Source organism: Pseudomonas sp. GW456-L13, assembly GCF_017350115.1.
Classification (GTDB): Bacteria; Pseudomonadota; Gammaproteobacteria; order Pseudomonadales; family Pseudomonadaceae; genus Aquipseudomonas; species Aquipseudomonas jessenii.
The window spans coordinates 819,704-836,899 of sequence record NZ_JACNAS010000002.1; the positions used below are offsets into that span (position 1 = coordinate 819,704).

Genomic DNA, 17,196 nt, shown 5'->3' on the forward strand with positions numbered 1-17,196 from the left:
CAACTGCCACTAACGCTATCCATTAGCATGGATGAAGCCCAATGGGGGCCATTAATGGACGAGTGGACGCTACACCACTTGGCTTCTGCATCCTGGGTGATTGAGTGCGAACGGGCGATAAAGGGCGGTTCACCATCGATCGCGCCTCATCTCCACCACGCTCGGTGGCCACATCCGATCACCCCGTGGTGATCCCTTCGAGGAATAACTCCAACGAAAAAGTCAATACCAACAGACTTTCCGGCCTGTTTTTGACCCAGCGAGTGGGTGACGAACTGTCAAAAACCGGATTTACAAGACTACCACTTCAAGCGATCGCAAGCCCCCATAAAAGCACAGCGCCGCCCCATTCCTTATTTAAGGAATAAAGCGGCGCATACGGTTATTACGCTTCAGTACCAACAGGAAAGGTAAACGTATCAGGTGCTTCGCGATCAAAAATCTCGTTAGCCCAAAGCATAACGATCATTTCCTCACTGCCAATATTGGTAATGTCGTGGCTCCAGCCTGGAACTGTTTCGACAATTTCCGGATTTTCTCCGGAAGTGAACAATTCGTAAAACTCGCCCGAAACAATATGACGAAAACGGAAACATGCCGTGCCTTTGATGACAAGAAACTTTTCCGTCTTTGTGTGATGGTAATGCCCGCCGCGTGTTATTCCTGGGTGCGCAGTAAAGTAAGAAAACTGTCCGGCCTCTTTGGTTTTAAGCATCTCCACAAAAACCCCGCGCGGATCACCGTGCTTGGGAACTTCGTAAGTAAAACGCTCGGGCGGCAGATAACTCAAGTAAGTGGAATAAAGAGCCCTTACAAGCCCAGTCCCTACCGACTCGGTAATCATCGACTTTCGACTATCACGGAAGGCCGCCAATTGCTCAGAAAGCTCACCCACCGTAATATTATATTGAGGCTCAACACTAACAAACGGCGAGCCCGACTTCTTCCCTTCCATTACAGCAATGAAGCATGCAATTACATCATCTATGTAAACCAGATTAATGCGCGCATGTGGATCATTGATTTGAATTGGCAGACCGCGAGCGATATTATTGCAAAAAGTTGCAACCGCTGAATTATAGTTAGGACGAGCCCACTTACCAAATACATTAGGCAAACGAAACAAGTGTACTTCCGAACCATTTTTCGAGTTCAGATTAAGCAGTACTTGCTCGGCACCAAGCTTACTGCTGCCGTATGGGTTATCCAACTCCGCTTGACTCGACGACGTATACAATACTGGAACTTTCCGGCCACCGAGACGAATAGCATCACAGAGCGCACGAGTCAAATCGGTATTGCCGGTATGAAACTCCTGCGGGTCCAACGGACGATTGACACCGGCCAGATGGAAAATAAAGTCAACCTGGGCAACCAGACTCGGTAGGTTTTCCAGCGAATCTTCGCGGGTAAAGCGCACCACTTCGACATCTGACTTCTCGCTCAGATGCGAAATAAGATTCTGGCCGACAAAACCATTGGCACCTGTAATCAGAACCTTCATTACTTATTCCTCAGGTGTGGCGTGCTCACCACGCTGGATAGCGCGCATAAAGTTTAACTTGAGGAGCAGTTTCTGCATACCTTCTACATCAAGACGCTCGGTATTATGCGAGTTGTAGTCTTCTGTGCGAGAAATTTTAGTCTCACCCTGCTCCACAAACTTGGAGTAATTCAGATCCCGCAGATCCGGCGGTACGCGGAAGTAGTCACCGCGGTCTTCTGCGCAGGCCATTTCTTCGCGACTAAGCAACGCTTCGAAAAGCTTTTCACCATGACGGGTGCCAATAACCTGAACGGGATGATCTGGCACATTAAGCATATTGATCAATGCTTTCGCCAATACTTCCACAGTCGCTGCAGGAGCTTTCTGGACGAACATGTCACCATTTGTGCCATGCTCAAAAGCATACAAAACCAGATCGACCGCATCTGCCAAAGTCATCATGAATCGCGTCATGTTTGGATCAGTCAGGCTCAGAGGTATGCCCGAGCGGATCTGATCAACAAACAAAGGAATAACGGAACCGCGGGACGCCATCACGTTACCGTAGCGAGTACCGCAGATAACCGTATTATTATCGTTACGCGATTTGGCAACCATTACTTTTTCCATCATTGCTTTGGATATACCCATTGCATTGATTGGATAAACAGCTTTATCGGTACTCAGGCAAACTACGCGCTTGACGTTATTCTGTATTGCCGCTTCCAGTACGTTATCCGTACCAAGCACATTTGTTTTCACAGCCTCCATTGGATGGAATTCGCATGAAGGGACCTGCTTCAAGGCAGCGGCGTGAAAAATATAATCTACTCCACGAGTAGCGTTGAGCACACTTTGGAAATCTCTGACGTCGCCAATATAAAACTTCAGCTTGGTGTTTGCGTATTTTTTACGCATGTCATCTTGCTTTTTCTCGTCTCGGCTGAACACGCGGATTTCTTTGATATCGGTATCGAGAAACCGTTTCAGCACAGCATTACCAAACGACCCGGTGCCACCGGTGATCAAAAGCGTTGAGTTACTGAAAGAAATAGCCATGAGAAGACCCCACTTATTGTGATGAAATGATAATACTTCTTGCGTTCTCGACGCTCAAGTATTTTTCGTAATAGCGCCGACCATTGGCCCCTAGCGCCTTACAGAGCTCAGCATCCTTAATCAACAAGTCCAACTTGCCTTTTAGATTAGTTACATCTCCCGCCACTACGGCAAAACCAGCACATATTTTGTTTTCAAGGATATCTCCAAAATCCGTAACTGAATCCAAAGACGCAAGCACCGGAAGAGAAACTTTAAAATAATCTAATGACTTAGAGGGAAAGCTCGGCACAGTTAACTTCTTAGACAGCGAAATCAGACCCACATCACAGGCCTGAACTACATGCTGATACTCATCACGAGGCACGTAGTCGATAAACTTTACGTTCTTTAACCCTCGAGCAATTACCGACTTCTCCAACCTTTCCTTCTCAGTCCCCTTGCCAATAAAAAGGAAGGTCACATCACCGCCAGAGTAAAGCTCGGCCAAATCGAGAATATTGTCCAACTCCTGAACAATAGACATTGCACCACCATAAACAGCGATAAACCCCGCCGATGGCAAATCGTACTTCAACCTTATTTCAGACTTATCTATCGGATCAACCTGCTTGATCTTCGCCCAAAGAGGCAAAATTTCAACACGCTGCTTATCCACTGCCGGAAAATTATCAAACAGGAATGTCGCATTCCCTTCAGTCATGCATCCGATACGATCAAAACTTTTATACATTATCTGCTCAAGATAACGGAAAAAGCCAAAAAACAGCTTATTTCTAATAGCACCAAGGTCTTTCAAGTAATATGGGAAGAAATCCCAGAGCACCAGAAAAGACCGGGAGTCATATTTCTTCCTAAAATAACGCGACATCCCCAAAATAGTCACACAAGGCGTATTGGCAATTAACAAGTCGCATTTATCCACTTGCTTTCGCACTTCATGGCGAGCCAGGAAGGGAAACAGGAAAATCTTCAGGGCAGTACCGATGACCCCTGTATTGTAAAATATAGCCGGAAGCTTGACCCTGATAACCTTGATACCATCAATCACCTTAGTGAATGACACAGGTTCATTCTTGAGCCACGAGAAAACAACCACCGAGACATTATGCCCTTCCTCATTCAATGAGTAGGCCAACTCATTAGTCAACCAGGCATCTTTTTTGTCATCTGCGTATTTGGTAGTAAGCAGAACGATATGTTTACTTGTTTTCATTATTTGGACCACAGCACGTCTAATTGGTTGAGCAAATCATTGGTACGATCTTGCCCAGTCGAATTTTTATGATCATAAAAGAGCTGACTTTGATAGGGTATATAAACAATAGAAAGCGGACTTGAGAGAAATCTATAGAATGGCAAGTATGCAATTATCGCAACCACAAATATGACAATAATGCGACTTGCGTATGTCACATACTGCAAAGCCCCGAGTGCACACCCTACAAGAAATATGGCGAAGAAAAACTGATACCGGGTGGATAGAGTTGGAAATCCAAATATAATCAAAGGAATGAGCAGCCCCAACAAGGCTAGCCGACAGGTTTGTACCCCGCCCCCATCACCAAGGTTCTCAACACTAGAGGACTCATGTTTTACCCATGCCCCATATATACATACAAAAAACACTAGTGAAACGACAGCAAATGCAGCCCGATATGCAAAGGACGCATTAAAAACATCACGATCCAAATAAATCATATATTTTGGATTGACGTAAACAATCAGAACCTCAACAACACCGCGAATGATATCAAAAGAGGATACATACAGCGCCACCGAAGCAGCAAAAACCAATGAAAACGCCCTTCGACTTAAGGGAAACATATAGAGCAATGCAAGTAGCAACAACCCACCTACAACCGAATAGTGCAACGAGCAAGCAATCGCAAAGAAGACGAAGCCTGAGATTTTTTTATCTGAAAAAAACTTATACACACCTATCAAAAATATACTAACTGCAAGACCTTGCCTAAGCAGAGAAAATGCAGGTATCAAATAAAAATCTGGAACCGAGTACATTATCGCCATAACGACCAGGCAATACCTGGGAAAAAATCGTCTTGCTGCGAAAGCTATAAAAGAAACCTCCAATATACTTATTACCGCAGAAAACTGCTCGAACGCCAACCCTATACTTGTTGAAAACTGGACAAGCCACTCGTACCCAAACTCAAAATCAAGATAAAAAGCCTCCCCACTTTGGACCGCAGCGTAATGCGCCTCATAGATTGGCCAATCATATCCGGTTTGAAACTTCAACCCCACAAACAAGGCAAGCAACGTCACCTGTAAAAAAAACAACCATGCCGAAGGAAGATTATCTTTTCTCAATGAGAGAATAGCCAGCAACCAAACCACAACATATACAATATTATACTGCGTCATACTTATTATTCTGTTCTAAAGGCGTTGAGTTGTATCGCGTTACCAAGAACCATATTAATACCACAGTCAGAGAAACAGCCCCCTGCAGTGGATATCCATAAGCCATATTATTGAAACCATAAGACCGATAACACAAAACACAGAAAAGGAGATACAACAACGCACTAAGCATTTCGTAGGCGAGATAGAATCGAACATGCTGTTTAGCTATCATCACATAAAGAAACACCCAACTCAGACACTTTAAAGCATCGCCAATTACATAAACCTTCATGATTCCGGTTGCAGCTGCAAAAGCATCACCATAAATCAACCAAATAGCGAAGCTCGCCAATACGTTTACAGAGACAGCCATCACAACAACAAAACCGAGTGCCATTACCCCTATACGAAACACTAAACTCGTCAGCCCCCTACCCTCTTGTGAACTGTACTTAGGTAACAACAACGTAGAAAAGAGAACACTACATATACCCATGTATATGTCGGACAGACGAGTCACTGCATACCACGTGCCAGCCTCAGCCATTGAGCCGTTAGTAGATATATAGTCTCGCAGGACAATCTGAACGCCGTAGACTATGACTACCGACCCCAAGGCCATAAGGGAGTAAGACAACAATATTTTTATGACTTCAACATCCAAACTAACCAGATTGAGGCGTGGAAGTCGAAATCTCGCAGGCAGAAGCAGCACGCACACACCCGCAATAGCAGGTGCCAGCGCTATTGAATAAACAGCTCCTGGCTTGCCAAAAACAATGGAACAAGCACACGTCAACAGCGCTGTAAAAAATGCTGTTATCACGGAATACCAAAAATACTCACTGTATTTTTGACCACCATTAAAATAAGAAATGAATAAATTATTCAAACCTATAAAAAATGCACCTAGAGGCAGAAGCATCAACACCTCTGCCCACCCACCTTGTAAGAAAAAATTTGAAATAAGTGTGCTTGAGAAAAGCAAAACCAAAGCGAAAGAAAAACTAAAAGCCAATAGCAGCATCAATGACGACTGCAGGACTCGCTCTTTTGGATATTTATCTTCAGCTATCAGCTTTACCACACCGGTGGTCGTTACCGAAGATACACCAGCACTTAAAATCTGAAGAAAGGCCTGTATCTGTCCAACTACAGCCATGCCGCTCGGCCCAACATAAAACGCCACTACTTTCAGAGATGCGATAGCGAACATTAGTTTAAAAACTGCCTGACAACCAATGTTGATGATTGGCCTAATCATTCTGTTCCGAATCCCTGTCCCGCAACCATAACCAACTCGCCTACCATAGACCAACGCCCAGCGCAATAATATTTAAGGCAATTCTAAAATCTATACACTTTTCCCGGCATCAGGCGAAGGCCTTCTAATTGCCCCGCTCGCTATTATCTCCTAGATGACACAATTGCGTTACCAGATTTTGATAGGTAGCCGCATTTCTACGTATCGGCATGCGCTTTATGGCTTGATATTGCCATCGAACCGCGAACGCTTGGCGCGCCATCCCTCTCCCCCCTCCGCGACCAAGCAAAAAAAAGGGGGGGGTAAGGAAGGGCACGTATTTGAAAACGACTGCTCAGAGTGGCGAGCGCTGCGTTTCCGAACGCAACACAAGCATCCAAAAGAAAGCCCCGGACGCCCTTGCAGCCAATAGGCAATTTACCCACCTCAGGTATGCGAGGAGGGAACCAAAATTTTTGCGCGCAACAACGGTTTGAAATACCTGAACAGAGCCAACGCCAGCCCCAGGAAGAGCCCAAAGCACGCCCCCTGTATCAGAATTGATAATTTATTCGGCTTGATCGGACTATCGGGATCGTCAACTGCTCCGTCCTGTCGATATACCGAAACACTGGAGGAATCGATTGTCAGATTTTTAAGAAATAAGTACTTAACTTGCAAAACTCGCAGACTCTGAATGAACGGATCATCAGACTCACGCCTTTCCAAGCCATCAATTTCGGCTTGGAGCGCATCACTTCCACGCATATACAAAGCCTGACTATCCACACCTAGAGACAACTCCGCAGACGTTCTCCCACTGATAATGACCGGTTTGTTCAAACCAACGGCCCTAGCAATCACCAGAGCCTCACTTAGGACCTTTATTTTGTCCTCTCGCTCTCGGCGAGCACTTTCACGGAGACCATTAATCTGTTGTTCCAAGTTGCGCGCTCTAACCTGAGCCTCTCTAACCACGTTTTTGATCATTTCGTTTTTTGCTGCAACACCGGCATTTTGAACATAAGTGCGCACCCATTCACCAGCTTCCGAAGGGTTGTAGCCCTGCACAGTAACAGAATAACGGTCTGGGCCTTCCTTACCACCCACAGATATAACCAACTGCTTTGAGAAATTTTGATACAGACGGTCGCGCGAACCCTTGCGTGCATTTTCAGTCAACGACGGTAAATAAACCTCATCGAAAAAAGAACGCCGCAAGGATTCACTAAAGAGATTACGAACAAATACGTCATAAACATCTTTAACAGTGAAAGGCGGCAGGTCGGAATTCAATGTTCGACCATAGTTAAAATCCGCAATATCGTTTTGAGTGGGAGGCAATACGTAAATTCTGGCCTCATACAATGGCTTAGCTGTAAAGGCATATACCGCCGAGGCTATAGTCACCAGAATGATTACACTGATAACTACCCACTTCTGCACCCAAAGCGCTTTGATCAAGACAAAAATATCTATCTCATCACTGCTTGTTGAGGCGGTCGAGAGTTGGAGCATAATGATCAGTACCCTTAAACGCTAGAAAAGACTTATCTACGAAACAAAACAGCCCGCCACTTCTTGCGAACTGACTAAAATGCAACGGCCTTTCCTATCTTGACCTAAAGTTAACAGACTTCTAACCCCGATACTTTCTGAGGCTAGCACACCAACTGAACAGAGGCCCCACCGCCAAACCGATTAACAACGACAGCAACATATACAGTGACACTGGAAGTTTAGGCATCAACCAACCTAGAAATTGCACACCAACTAATTCTTGGTTTTCCAGCACAAACGCCACTATCAATACAACTATTAAGATCATCAGGATGAACCCGACATAACGAATTGGGGCGGCGCTACGAGCCTTTCCACTCACTGCTGCTCCTCCTCGTCCTCATTCACCCGATCCCTGAGTTCCTTGCCTGGCTTGAAGTGTGGAACGAATTTTCCATCCAGGCTAACGGACTGACCGGTCTTTGGATTACGACCGACCCGTGGCGCACGGTAGTGCAGAGAGAAGCTGCCAAACCCCCGGATCTCGATACGATCCCCGGTAGCCAGACATTGGGACATTTGCTCAAGCATGGTCTTGATGGCCAGCTCCACATCCTTGGATGAGAGCAGCCCTTGATGGGTGACAATTCGTTCGATCAACTCCGACTTCGTCATATTTTTCCCTTCTTTTTCAAGCAGCTAGATCAGCGCTTCAAAGGTTTTAGCACGCCTGCACGATTTTGAACAGCCTGAGTTTTACCATCTATCCCAGCCCCCCAAAATGCTTGATCCCCGGAACGGGAAGACTCTGGGCGATCACCCTGTCATCGGCAAATCACCAGCATAGTGCGCGTCAGGAAACCTGCCGGATTGAACCCAAAAAGCCCATCCTCCTCCTCGACTTCCTTGAGATCATCAGACCTTGCCACGACCTGGTAGCCCGCTCCCTTGCATTCCTTGGCCGCACGCTTGTAACACTTGTCCCATTTCGAACCAAGCCCCGAACAATCGACCTCAATACCGCTAACCCACGCACTACGTGAGTTTTGGCACTGGTGGTACAACCCGCCAATGCCAGCACTGCCACTGCGACTGCGACAATGAGCTTGTTCATTCACGTCCTTTTGCCAGAAAGCCTGTCAGGCGATCATTAGTCTCAGGCTAAAGACTAGCTGCAAATAAGCGCTTGATCCGACTAAACATTCAGACCTTCTTTCGGCGTTTTTGGTTCACGCCCCAGGCATCCGAACGCAATTCACCAAACGCCAGGCACAAAAAAGGGCGACCGAAGTCGCCCTTTTTTATGGTTTGACAGAACTTAATTCTGTTTTTCCATTTGTGCACGCAGCAGGTCACCCAGAGTGGTGGCCACAGGAGCATCAGTAGCTACTGGCTTGTCGCGCAGGCTCTGGATTGCTTCTTTCTCGTCTTCAACGTCTTTCGACTTGATCGAGAGCTGAATTACACGGCTCTTGCGGTCAACGCTGATGATCTTGGCTTCTACTTCTTCGCCTTCTTTCAGAACGTTGCGCGCGTCTTCAACGCGGTCACGGCTGATTTCGGAGGCTTTCAGAGTCGCTTCGATATCGTCGGCCAGAGTGATGATGGCGCCTTTAGCGTCAACTTCCTTCACGATGCCTTTAACGATGGCGCCTTTGTCGTTCTCTTGAACGTACTCGGAGAACGGATCGCTTTCCAGTTGCTTGATACCCAGGGAGATGCGCTCGCGCTCTGGGTCAACCGACAGGATAACGGTGTCCAGCTCGTCGCCCTTCTTGAAGCGGCGAACGGCTTCTTCGCCCACTTCGTTCCAGGAGATGTCGGACAGGTGAACCAGACCGTCGATGCCGCCGTCCAGACCAATGAAGATACCGAAATCGGTGATCGACTTGATGGTGCCGGAGATTTTATCGCCCTTGTTGAACTGGCCAGAGAAATCTTCCCATGGGTTAGATTTGCACTGCTTGATGCCCAGGGAGATACGACGACGCTCTTCGTCGATGTCCAGAACCATGACTTCCACTTCGTCGCCGACTTGTACGACTTTCGAAGGGTGGATGTTCTTGTTGGTCCAGTCCATTTCGGAAACGTGTACCAGACCTTCAACGCCTTCTTCCAGCTCAGCGAAGCAGCCGTAGTCGGTCAGGTTGGTTACACGCGCGGTAACGCGAGTGCTTTCTGGGTAACGGGCTTTGATAGCAACCCATGGATCTTCGCCCAGTTGCTTCAGGCCCAGGGAAACACGATTGCGCTCGCGATCGTATTTCAGAACCTTGACATCGATCTCGTCGCCAACGTTGACGATTTCGGAAGGATGCTTGATACGCTTCCAAGCCATGTCGGTAATGTGCAGCAGGCCATCGACGCCACCCAGATCGACGAATGCGCCGTAATCGGTGAGGTTCTTGACGATACCTTTGACTTGTTGGCCTTCCTGCAGGGATTCCAGCAGAGCTTCGCGCTCGGCGGAGTTCTCGGCTTCCAGGACGCTGCGACGGGAAACGACAACGTTGTTGCGCTTCTGGTCCAGCTTGATGACCTTGAATTCCAGCTCTTTGCCTTCCAGGTGCGTGGTGTCGCGCACTGGACGGACGTCAACCAGAGAACCTGGCAGGAACGCACGGATGCCGTTAACGTCGACAGTGAAGCCGCCTTTAACCTTACCGTTGATAACGCCCTTGACCACTTCTTCGGCTGCGAAGGCTGCTTCCAGAACAATCCAGCATTCAGCGCGCTTGGCTTTTTCACGGGACAGCTTGGTTTCACCAAAGCCGTCTTCAACCGAGTCCAGAGCAACGTGAACTTCGTCACCGACGTTGATGTTCAGTTCGCCAGCGTCGTTGTAGAACTGCTCAAGCGGGATGAGTGCTTCAGACTTCAGGCCAGCGTGAACGGTTACCCAGCGAGCCTGGTAATCGATATCAACGATAACACCGGTGATGATGGAGCCTGCCTGAAGGTTCAGGGTTTTTAGGCTTTCTTCAAAGAGTTCCGCAAAGCTTTCGCTCATTTTAATTCCTGTTGATGAGGGCGAAGAATACGCCCATCTCCACACCCCAGACGGTGTGGGTTAGTTTCATTTAAAAGAAGCCACCGCAGGACTATGACTGGTCCCCTGCGGCCTTCTTGGTCACCCGGCGATATCGCGAATGGCGATCTCGCTCATGATGCGTTCCAGCACCTGGTCGATGGATAATTCCGTGGAATCCAGCTGTATGGCGTCAGCCGCCGGTTTAAGCGGGGCTACCGCTCGCTGGGTGTCACGCTCATCGCGCGCACGTATCTCATCTAGCAGACTCGACAGACTAACACCCTCGACCTTGCCCTTCAACTGCAAATATCGACGGCGCGCCCGCTCCTCGGCGCTGGCGGTCAGAAAAATTTTCAGCGGCGCGTCAGGAAAAACCACTGTGCCCATGTCGCGACCATCCGCCACAAGGCCCGGCGCCTCCTGAAAAGCCCGCTGGCGCTGCAGCAGCGCCTCGCGTACAGCGGGCAGCGCAGCCACCTGGGAAGCGCCGGAACCGACGCTTTCGGTACGAATGACATCGCTGACTTCATCACCTTCCAGGATGATGCGTTGCAACTGACCGTCCGTCGCCGCGATGAACTGCACATCCAGATGAGCGGCGAGTTTCTTCAGCAGCTCTTCATTGGTCAGGTCGACACCATGGTTATGCGCGGCGAAGGCCAGCAATCGGTACAACGCACCGGAATCCAGCAGGTTCCAGCCCAGGCGCTTGGCCAGAATCCCGGCTACCGTACCCTTGCCCGAACCGCTTGGCCCATCGATGGTGATGACCGGTGCAATGTTGTTCACGACTGTGCCTCTTGCGCCACGCGAATACCGACCTGTGCGCACAGCGCCAGGAAATTCGGGAACGACGTCGCGACGTTGGCGCAATCATGAATGCGGATTGGCGCACTGGCGCGCAGCGAAGCGACGCTGAACGCCATGGAGATACGGTGATCACCATGACCGTGCACTTCACCGCCGCCGATCTGGCCGCCGTCGATGATGATGCCATCCGGGGTTGGCTCGCACCTGACGCCCAGCGCCAGCAAACCATCCGCCATGACCTGGATGCGATCCGACTCCTTGACCCGCAGCTCTTCGGCACCACGTAACACGGTGCGCCCTTCGGCACAGGCTGCGGCGACGAACAGCACCGGGAACTCGTCGATCGCCAGCGGAACCAGCGCCTCGGGAATCTCGATACCCTTGAGTTTAGCTGCACGTACGCGCAAGTCAGCCACCGGTTCGCCACCCACTTCACGCTGGTTTTCCAGGGTGATGTCAGCGCCCATCAGGCGCAGGATGTCGATCACGCCGGTACGGGTCGGGTTGATGCCGACGTGTTCCAGCACCAGTTCCGAACCTTCAGCGATCGATGCCGCTACCAGGAAGAACGCCGAGGACGAAATATCACCCGGGACTTCAATGTGGGTCGCGGTCAGCTTGTTGCCGGACTCGACCGATGCGGTCGCACCGTTGACCGTTACCGGGTAGCCGAAGCCACGCAGCATGCGCTCGGTATGGTCACGGGTCGGAGCAGGCTCGGTGACCGTGGTCTTGCCTTCGGCATACAGACCGGCCAGCAGCAGGCAGGACTTAACCTGGGCACTGGCCATCGGCATGGTATAGGTCAGGCCCTTGAGCTTGTTGCCACCACGAATGGTCATCGGTGGACGACCTTCGGCGGCGGTTTCGATCACCGCGCCCATTTCACGCAGCGGATTGGCCACACGATTCATCGGGCGCTTGGACAGCGAAGCGTCGCCGGTCAGGGTGCTGTCGAAGTTCTGCGCGGCCAACAGGCCGGACAGCAGACGCATCGAAGTACCGGAGTTGCCCAGATAGATCGGGCCCGGTGCCGGCTTCAGGCCATGCAGGCCAACGCCGTGAATGGTCACGCGACCGTGGTGCGGACCTTCGATGACCACGCCCATGTCACGGAACGCCTGCAAGGTCGCCAGGGCATCTTCGCCCTCGAGGAAACCTTCGACTTCGGTGACGCCTTCGGCCAGGGAGCCAAGCATGATCGAACGGTGGGAAATCGATTTGTCACCCGGTACGCGAATCCGACCGGACAGGCGGCCACCAGGTTGAGCCAGGAAAATCAGATCGTTGGAATTCATAGCGTCCACATAGGCCCTGCGGGCCAGGATTTTACTGAAATGCTCGCGGGCAACCCGGGCGCGAGTGAAAACGCCCAACAATTGGTGCCCATCCCCTGCATCGACCGCGTCGCGCAAGGCGTCGAGATCGCTGCGAAATGTATCGAGTGTGCGCAGGACAGCTTCGCGGTTGGCGAGGAAGATGTCGTGCCACATGACCGGGTCGCTTCCGGCGATTCTTGTGAAATCGCGGAAACCGCCCGCAGCGTAACGGAAGATCTCAAGATTTTCATTGCGCTTGGCCAACGAATCGACCAGGCCGAACGCCAACAAGTGCGGCAGATGGCTGGTCGCGGCCAGTACTTCGTCGTGACGCTCGACCTGCATGTGCTCGACATCGGCGCCCAACTCGCGCCACAAACGGTCGACTACCGCCAGGGCTGCCGGATCGGTTTGCTCCAGCGGCGTCAGGATCACCTTGTGGCGACGGAACAGTTCAGCGTTGGAGGCTTCCACCCCACTCTGCTCTGAACCGGCAATCGGGTGCCCCGGCACAAAGCATGACGGCATCTTGCCAAATGCTTCGGTGGCCGCGCGCACCACATTGCCCTTGGCACTGCCGACATCGGTCAGGATCGCCTGCCCCAGATCCATGCCCGCCAGACGCGCAAGCACTTTCTCCATGGCCAGGATCGGCACCGCCAGCTGGATGACGTCGGCGCCCTGACAAGCAACGCCCAGGTCTTCCTCGCAGCGATCCACCACACCCAACTCGACCGCGAGCTTGCGCGATTGCGGATCGAGATCGACTCCGACCACTTCGCGGCACAGACCGCTTTCACGCAAGCCCTTGGCAAACGAACCGCCGATCAACCCGAGACCGACCACCACCAGGCGACCGATCATAGGCTCAGCAGATTGCAGCGCAGTGACATCAACCACGAGCCAGAACCTTGGTCAGCGCCTCAAGGAAGCGGCTGTTCTCTGCCGGCAGGCCAATGGTGATGCGCAGGTGGTTTGGCATGCCGTAGTTGGCCACCGGACGCACGATCACGCCTTCACGAAGCAAGCCCTGGAACACCGGGGCCGCAACCTGACCGAGATCGACGCAAATGAAATTGCCTTTGGATGGTATCCAGCTCAGCCCCAGCTCACGGAAACCGGCCTCCAGCTGCTGCATGCCGGACTCGTTCAACTGACGGCTTTGCGCCAGATACTCTTCGTCCTTCAACGCTGCACAGGCCGCGGCCAGGGCCAGGCTGTTGACGTTGAACGGCTGGCGTACACGGTTCAGCACGTCTGCGACCACCGCCGTGGACAAGCCATAACCCACGCGCAGCGCCGCCAGGCCATAGGCCTTGGAGAAGGTGCGGGAAACCAGCAGGTTCGGATAAGCCGCCAGGAAGTCCAGGCCATCCGGCAGATCGCTGCCTTCGGCGTATTCGATGTAAGCCTCGTCCAGTACGACCAGCACATGCTCCGGCACATCCTGCAGGAATTCGTCCAGCGCCTCGGCGTCGAACCAGGTCCCGGTCGGGTTGTTCGGGTTGGCGATGAACACCACGCGGGTGTTGGCATCGATCGCCGCCAGCATGGCAGGCAGGTCATGCCCCCAATCCTTGGCCGGAACCACTTTGGCCTGTGCGCCAACCGCCTGGGTGGCAATCGGGTAGACAGCGAATGCATGCTCGCTGAACACGGCGTTCAGGCCCGGTGCCAGATAAGCACGCGCAACCAGTTCCAGGATGTCGTTGGAACCGTTGCCCAACGTGACCTGATCGAGTTCGACGCGGCACTGCTCGGCCAGCAGACTCTTGAGGGCAAAACCGTTGCCGTCCGGATAACGGGTCAGCTCTGCCAGCGCATCGCGGATCGCCGCCAGCGCCTTGGGGCCAGCGCCCAGCGGGTTTTCGTTGCTCGCCAGCTTGATGATACTGGCTGGATCGAGGTCCAGCTCACGCGCCAGTTCGTCCACGGGTTTGCCCGGAACGTAAGGCGAAAGTTGTTGCACGCCCGGCTGTGCCAGAGCGAGGAAATTGCCACTCATTTGCTACCGCCCCTTAGAGAACTGCTTTCGGGTAGGAACCCAGCACCTTGAGTGCCACTGCTTCCTGACTGATCTTTTCCAGCACACCTTTGACCAAGGGGTCGCGGTGGTGGCCGACGAAGTCGATGAAGAACACATAGGTCCATTTACCGCTGCGCGACGGACGGGTCTCGATTCGCGTCAGGTCGATGCCATTGTCGTGGAACGGCACCAGCAACTCGTGAAGCGCACCCGGCTTGTTGCTCATCGAAACGATGATCGATGTCTTGTCGTCGCCGGTCGGTGGCACTTCCTGGTTGCCGATCATGAGGAAGCGCGTGGAGTTATCCGGACGGTCCTCGATTTTTTCGGCCAGACGGGTCAAGCCGTACAGGCCGGCCGCCATATCGCCGGCAATCGCCGCCGAGTTCCACTCACCCTTGACCCGCTTGGCCGCCTCGGCGTTGCTGGAGACCGCCACGCGCTCGACATTCGGGTAATGGGCGTCCAGCCACTTGCGGCACTGGGCCAGTGACTGGGCGTGGGAGTAGATGCGGCTGATGCTGTCGGTCTTGGTGTTTTCACCGACCAACAGGTGATGGTGGATACGCAGCTCGACTTCACCACAGATCACCATGTCATGTTCGAGGAAGCTGTCGAGGGTGTGGTTGACCGCGCCTTCGGTGGAGTTCTCCACCGGCACCACACCAAAATTCACCGCCCCCGCCGCCACTTCACGGAACACTTCGTCGATCGCCGCCATCGGCTTGCTGATCACGGCGTGGCCGAAGTGTTTCATGGCCGCCGCCTGAGTGAAGGTGCCTTCAGGGCCGAGATAAGCCACTTTCAGCGGCTGTTCGAGCGCCAGGCACGAAGACATGATTTCACGGAACAACCGCGCCATCTCTTCGTTGCCCAGCGGCCCCTGGTTGCGTTCCATGACACGCTTGAGCACCTGAGCTTCGCGCTCGGGACGATAGAACACCGGCACTTCGCCTTCGGCCAGCGAGGCCATCTTTACTCGCGCGACTTCCTGGGCGCAGCGCGCACGCTCACTGATCAGCTCCAGGACCTTTTCGTCCAGGGCATCAATGCGCAGGCGCAGTGCCTTGAGTTCTTGCTCAGACATTAGCCGTGTTCCTTCTCGAACTCTGCCATGTACGAAATCAGCGCATTGACGGCGTTGATGTCGACGGCGTTATAGATGGAGGCGCGCATGCCACCCACGGAACGGTGGCCCTTGAGGTTCAACAGGCCACGCTCGTCGGCACCGGCCAGGAACGGCTTGTCCAGGCGATCATCAGCCAGACGGAACGGCACGTTCATCCACGAGCGGTCCGACTTGTTGATCGGGTTGCTATACAGGCCGCTGGCATCGATGAAGCTGTACAGCGTGCGCTGCTTGACTTCGTTGAGCTTGCCGATGGCCTCGACGCCGCCCTGTTCCTTGAGCCACTCGAACACCAGGCCGGACAGGTACCAGGCCAGCGTCGGCGGGGTGTTGTACATCGAGCCGTTATCGGCCGCGACCTTGTAGTCGAGCATGGTCGGGCACAGGGAACGGGCCTTGCCCAACAGGTCTTCGCGTACGATGTTGACGACGATACCGCTCGGGCCGATGTTTTTCTGGGCACCGGCGTAGATCATGCCGAAGCGCGACACATCCACCGGGCGCGACAGGATGTCCGAGGACATGTCGGCCACCAGCGGAACATCGCCGGTTTCCGGGATCCACTGAAACTCCAGGCCGCCGATGGTTTCGTTCGGCGCGTAGTGAACGTAGGCCGCGTCTTTCGACAGCTTCCACTCGTTCTGGCCGGGAATGGCGAAATAATCGTAAGGCTTGGCGGTGGCGGCAACGTTGACATGGCCGAAGCGCGAAGCTTCTTCGATGGCCTTCTGCGACCAGATACCGGTGTCGATATAGTCGGCCGAGCCGTTTTCCGGCAACAGGTTCAGAGGAATCTGAGCAAATTGCTGGCTGGCGCCGCCTTGCAGAAACAGCACTTTATAGTTCGAGGGGATATTCAGCAGATCACGCAGATCCTGCTCGGCCTTGGTGGCGATGGACACGAACTCATCACTGCGATGGCTCATTTCCATGACCGACAGACCCTTGCCGTGCCAGTCGAGGAGTTCACCCTGGGCGCGCTGCAGGACAGCTTCGGGAAGCGCCGCAGGACCGGCACAGAAGTTATAGGCTCTCTTGCTCACATCCAATCTCGCTCTGATTTGGTGGTATCACTGTAGGAGCGAGCTTGCTCGCGAAAAACCTGAGAGCGCAAGGGTGCACCAGACGCCCTGCGTTATCGTTGACGACCATCGCGAGCAAGCTCGCTCCTACAGGGGATTTCATTATTTCAAAAGGGACAAACAACAAGGGGGCGAATTTTC

Annotated in this window: 14 protein-coding genes and 2 pseudogenes; all 16 read right to left on the reverse strand. The window is 52.5% G+C overall.

Annotation, left to right across the window (positions count from 1 at the left end; genetic code table 11):
* Positions 1–385: 385 nt before the first annotated feature.
* Complete coding sequence (locus tag J4D25_RS17755; protein WP_057713777.1) at positions 386–1,504, reverse strand: NAD-dependent epimerase/dehydratase family protein; 1,119 nt, start codon at positions 1,502–1,504, stop codon at positions 386–388.
* Positions 1,505–1,507: 3 nt separating this feature from the next.
* Complete coding sequence (locus J4D25_RS17760) at positions 1,508–2,545, reverse strand: polysaccharide biosynthesis protein (protein WP_057713776.1); 1,038 nt, start codon at positions 2,543–2,545, stop codon at positions 1,508–1,510.
* A gap of 13 nt (positions 2,546–2,558) precedes the next feature.
* Entirely contained in the window at positions 2,559–3,761 is a 1,203-nt protein-coding gene (locus J4D25_RS17765; protein WP_198530232.1) for a glycosyltransferase family 4 protein, read from the reverse strand.
* Entirely contained in the window at positions 3,761–4,933 is a 1,173-nt protein-coding gene (locus J4D25_RS17770) for an EpsG family protein (protein WP_057713775.1), read from the reverse strand. Before J4D25_RS17770 ends, J4D25_RS17765 begins: the two co-directional genes overlap by 1 nt.
* On the reverse strand, positions 4,920–6,179 hold the full coding sequence (locus tag J4D25_RS17775) for an oligosaccharide flippase family protein (protein ID WP_057713774.1): 1,260 nt from the start codon (positions 6,177–6,179) through the stop codon (positions 4,920–4,922). Before J4D25_RS17775 ends, J4D25_RS17770 begins: the two co-directional genes overlap by 14 nt.
* A 426-nt stretch (positions 6,180–6,605) precedes the next feature.
* Positions 6,606–7,676: an LPS O-antigen chain length determinant protein WzzB gene (locus J4D25_RS17780; RefSeq protein WP_057713773.1), complete on the reverse strand. Its 1,071-nt coding sequence runs from the start codon at positions 7,674–7,676 to the stop codon at positions 6,606–6,608.
* Positions 7,677–7,797: 121 nt separating this feature from the next.
* Entirely contained in the window at positions 7,798–7,986 is a 189-nt protein-coding gene (locus J4D25_RS17785) for a LapA family protein (protein ID WP_057716573.1), read from the reverse strand.
* A 50-nt stretch (positions 7,987–8,036) separates the two neighbouring features.
* On the reverse strand, positions 8,037–8,333 hold the full coding sequence (gene ihfB, locus J4D25_RS17790; protein WP_046042607.1) for an integration host factor subunit beta: 297 nt from the start codon (positions 8,331–8,333) through the stop codon (positions 8,037–8,039).
* Between the two features lie 149 nt (positions 8,334–8,482).
* A pseudogene (locus tag J4D25_RS17795) lies at positions 8,483–8,772 on the reverse strand (hypothetical protein).
* Between the two features lie 204 nt (positions 8,773–8,976).
* Positions 8,977–10,668: a 30S ribosomal protein S1 gene (gene rpsA, locus J4D25_RS17800; RefSeq protein ID WP_007973639.1), complete on the reverse strand. Its 1,692-nt coding sequence runs from the start codon at positions 10,666–10,668 to the stop codon at positions 8,977–8,979.
* A gap of 120 nt (positions 10,669–10,788) precedes the next feature.
* Positions 10,789–11,478 (reverse strand): (d)CMP kinase, encoded by a 690-nt coding sequence (cmk, locus tag J4D25_RS17805; protein ID WP_007973641.1) that lies wholly within the window; start codon positions 11,476–11,478, stop codon positions 10,789–10,791.
* A complete protein-coding gene (locus tag J4D25_RS17810; protein WP_057713772.1) occupies positions 11,475–13,682 on the reverse strand; it encodes a bifunctional prephenate dehydrogenase/3-phosphoshikimate 1-carboxyvinyltransferase in 2,208 nt (735 codons plus the stop codon). The genes cmk and J4D25_RS17810 overlap by 4 nt, the downstream gene beginning before the upstream one ends.
* Positions 13,683–13,710: 28 nt before the next feature.
* Positions 13,711–14,823 carry a histidinol-phosphate transaminase gene (gene hisC, locus J4D25_RS17815; protein ID WP_057713771.1) on the reverse strand — a complete coding sequence of 371 codons (1,113 nt, stop codon included), beginning with the start codon at positions 14,821–14,823 and terminating at the stop codon, positions 13,711–13,713.
* Positions 14,824–14,836: 13 nt separating this feature from the next.
* Positions 14,837–15,931: a prephenate dehydratase gene (gene pheA, locus J4D25_RS17820; RefSeq protein WP_007939916.1), complete on the reverse strand. Its 1,095-nt coding sequence runs from the start codon at positions 15,929–15,931 to the stop codon at positions 14,837–14,839.
* Positions 15,931–17,016, reverse strand: coding sequence for a 3-phosphoserine/phosphohydroxythreonine transaminase (gene serC / locus J4D25_RS17825; RefSeq protein WP_057713770.1), 1,086 nt, complete (start codon positions 17,014–17,016; stop codon positions 15,931–15,933). Before serC ends, pheA begins: the two co-directional genes overlap by 1 nt.
* A 28-nt stretch (positions 17,017–17,044) precedes the next feature.
* A pseudogene (locus tag J4D25_RS27065) lies at positions 17,045–17,158 on the reverse strand (outer membrane lipoprotein carrier protein LolA); the annotation flags it as partial.
* Positions 17,159–17,196: the final 38 nt, after the last annotated feature.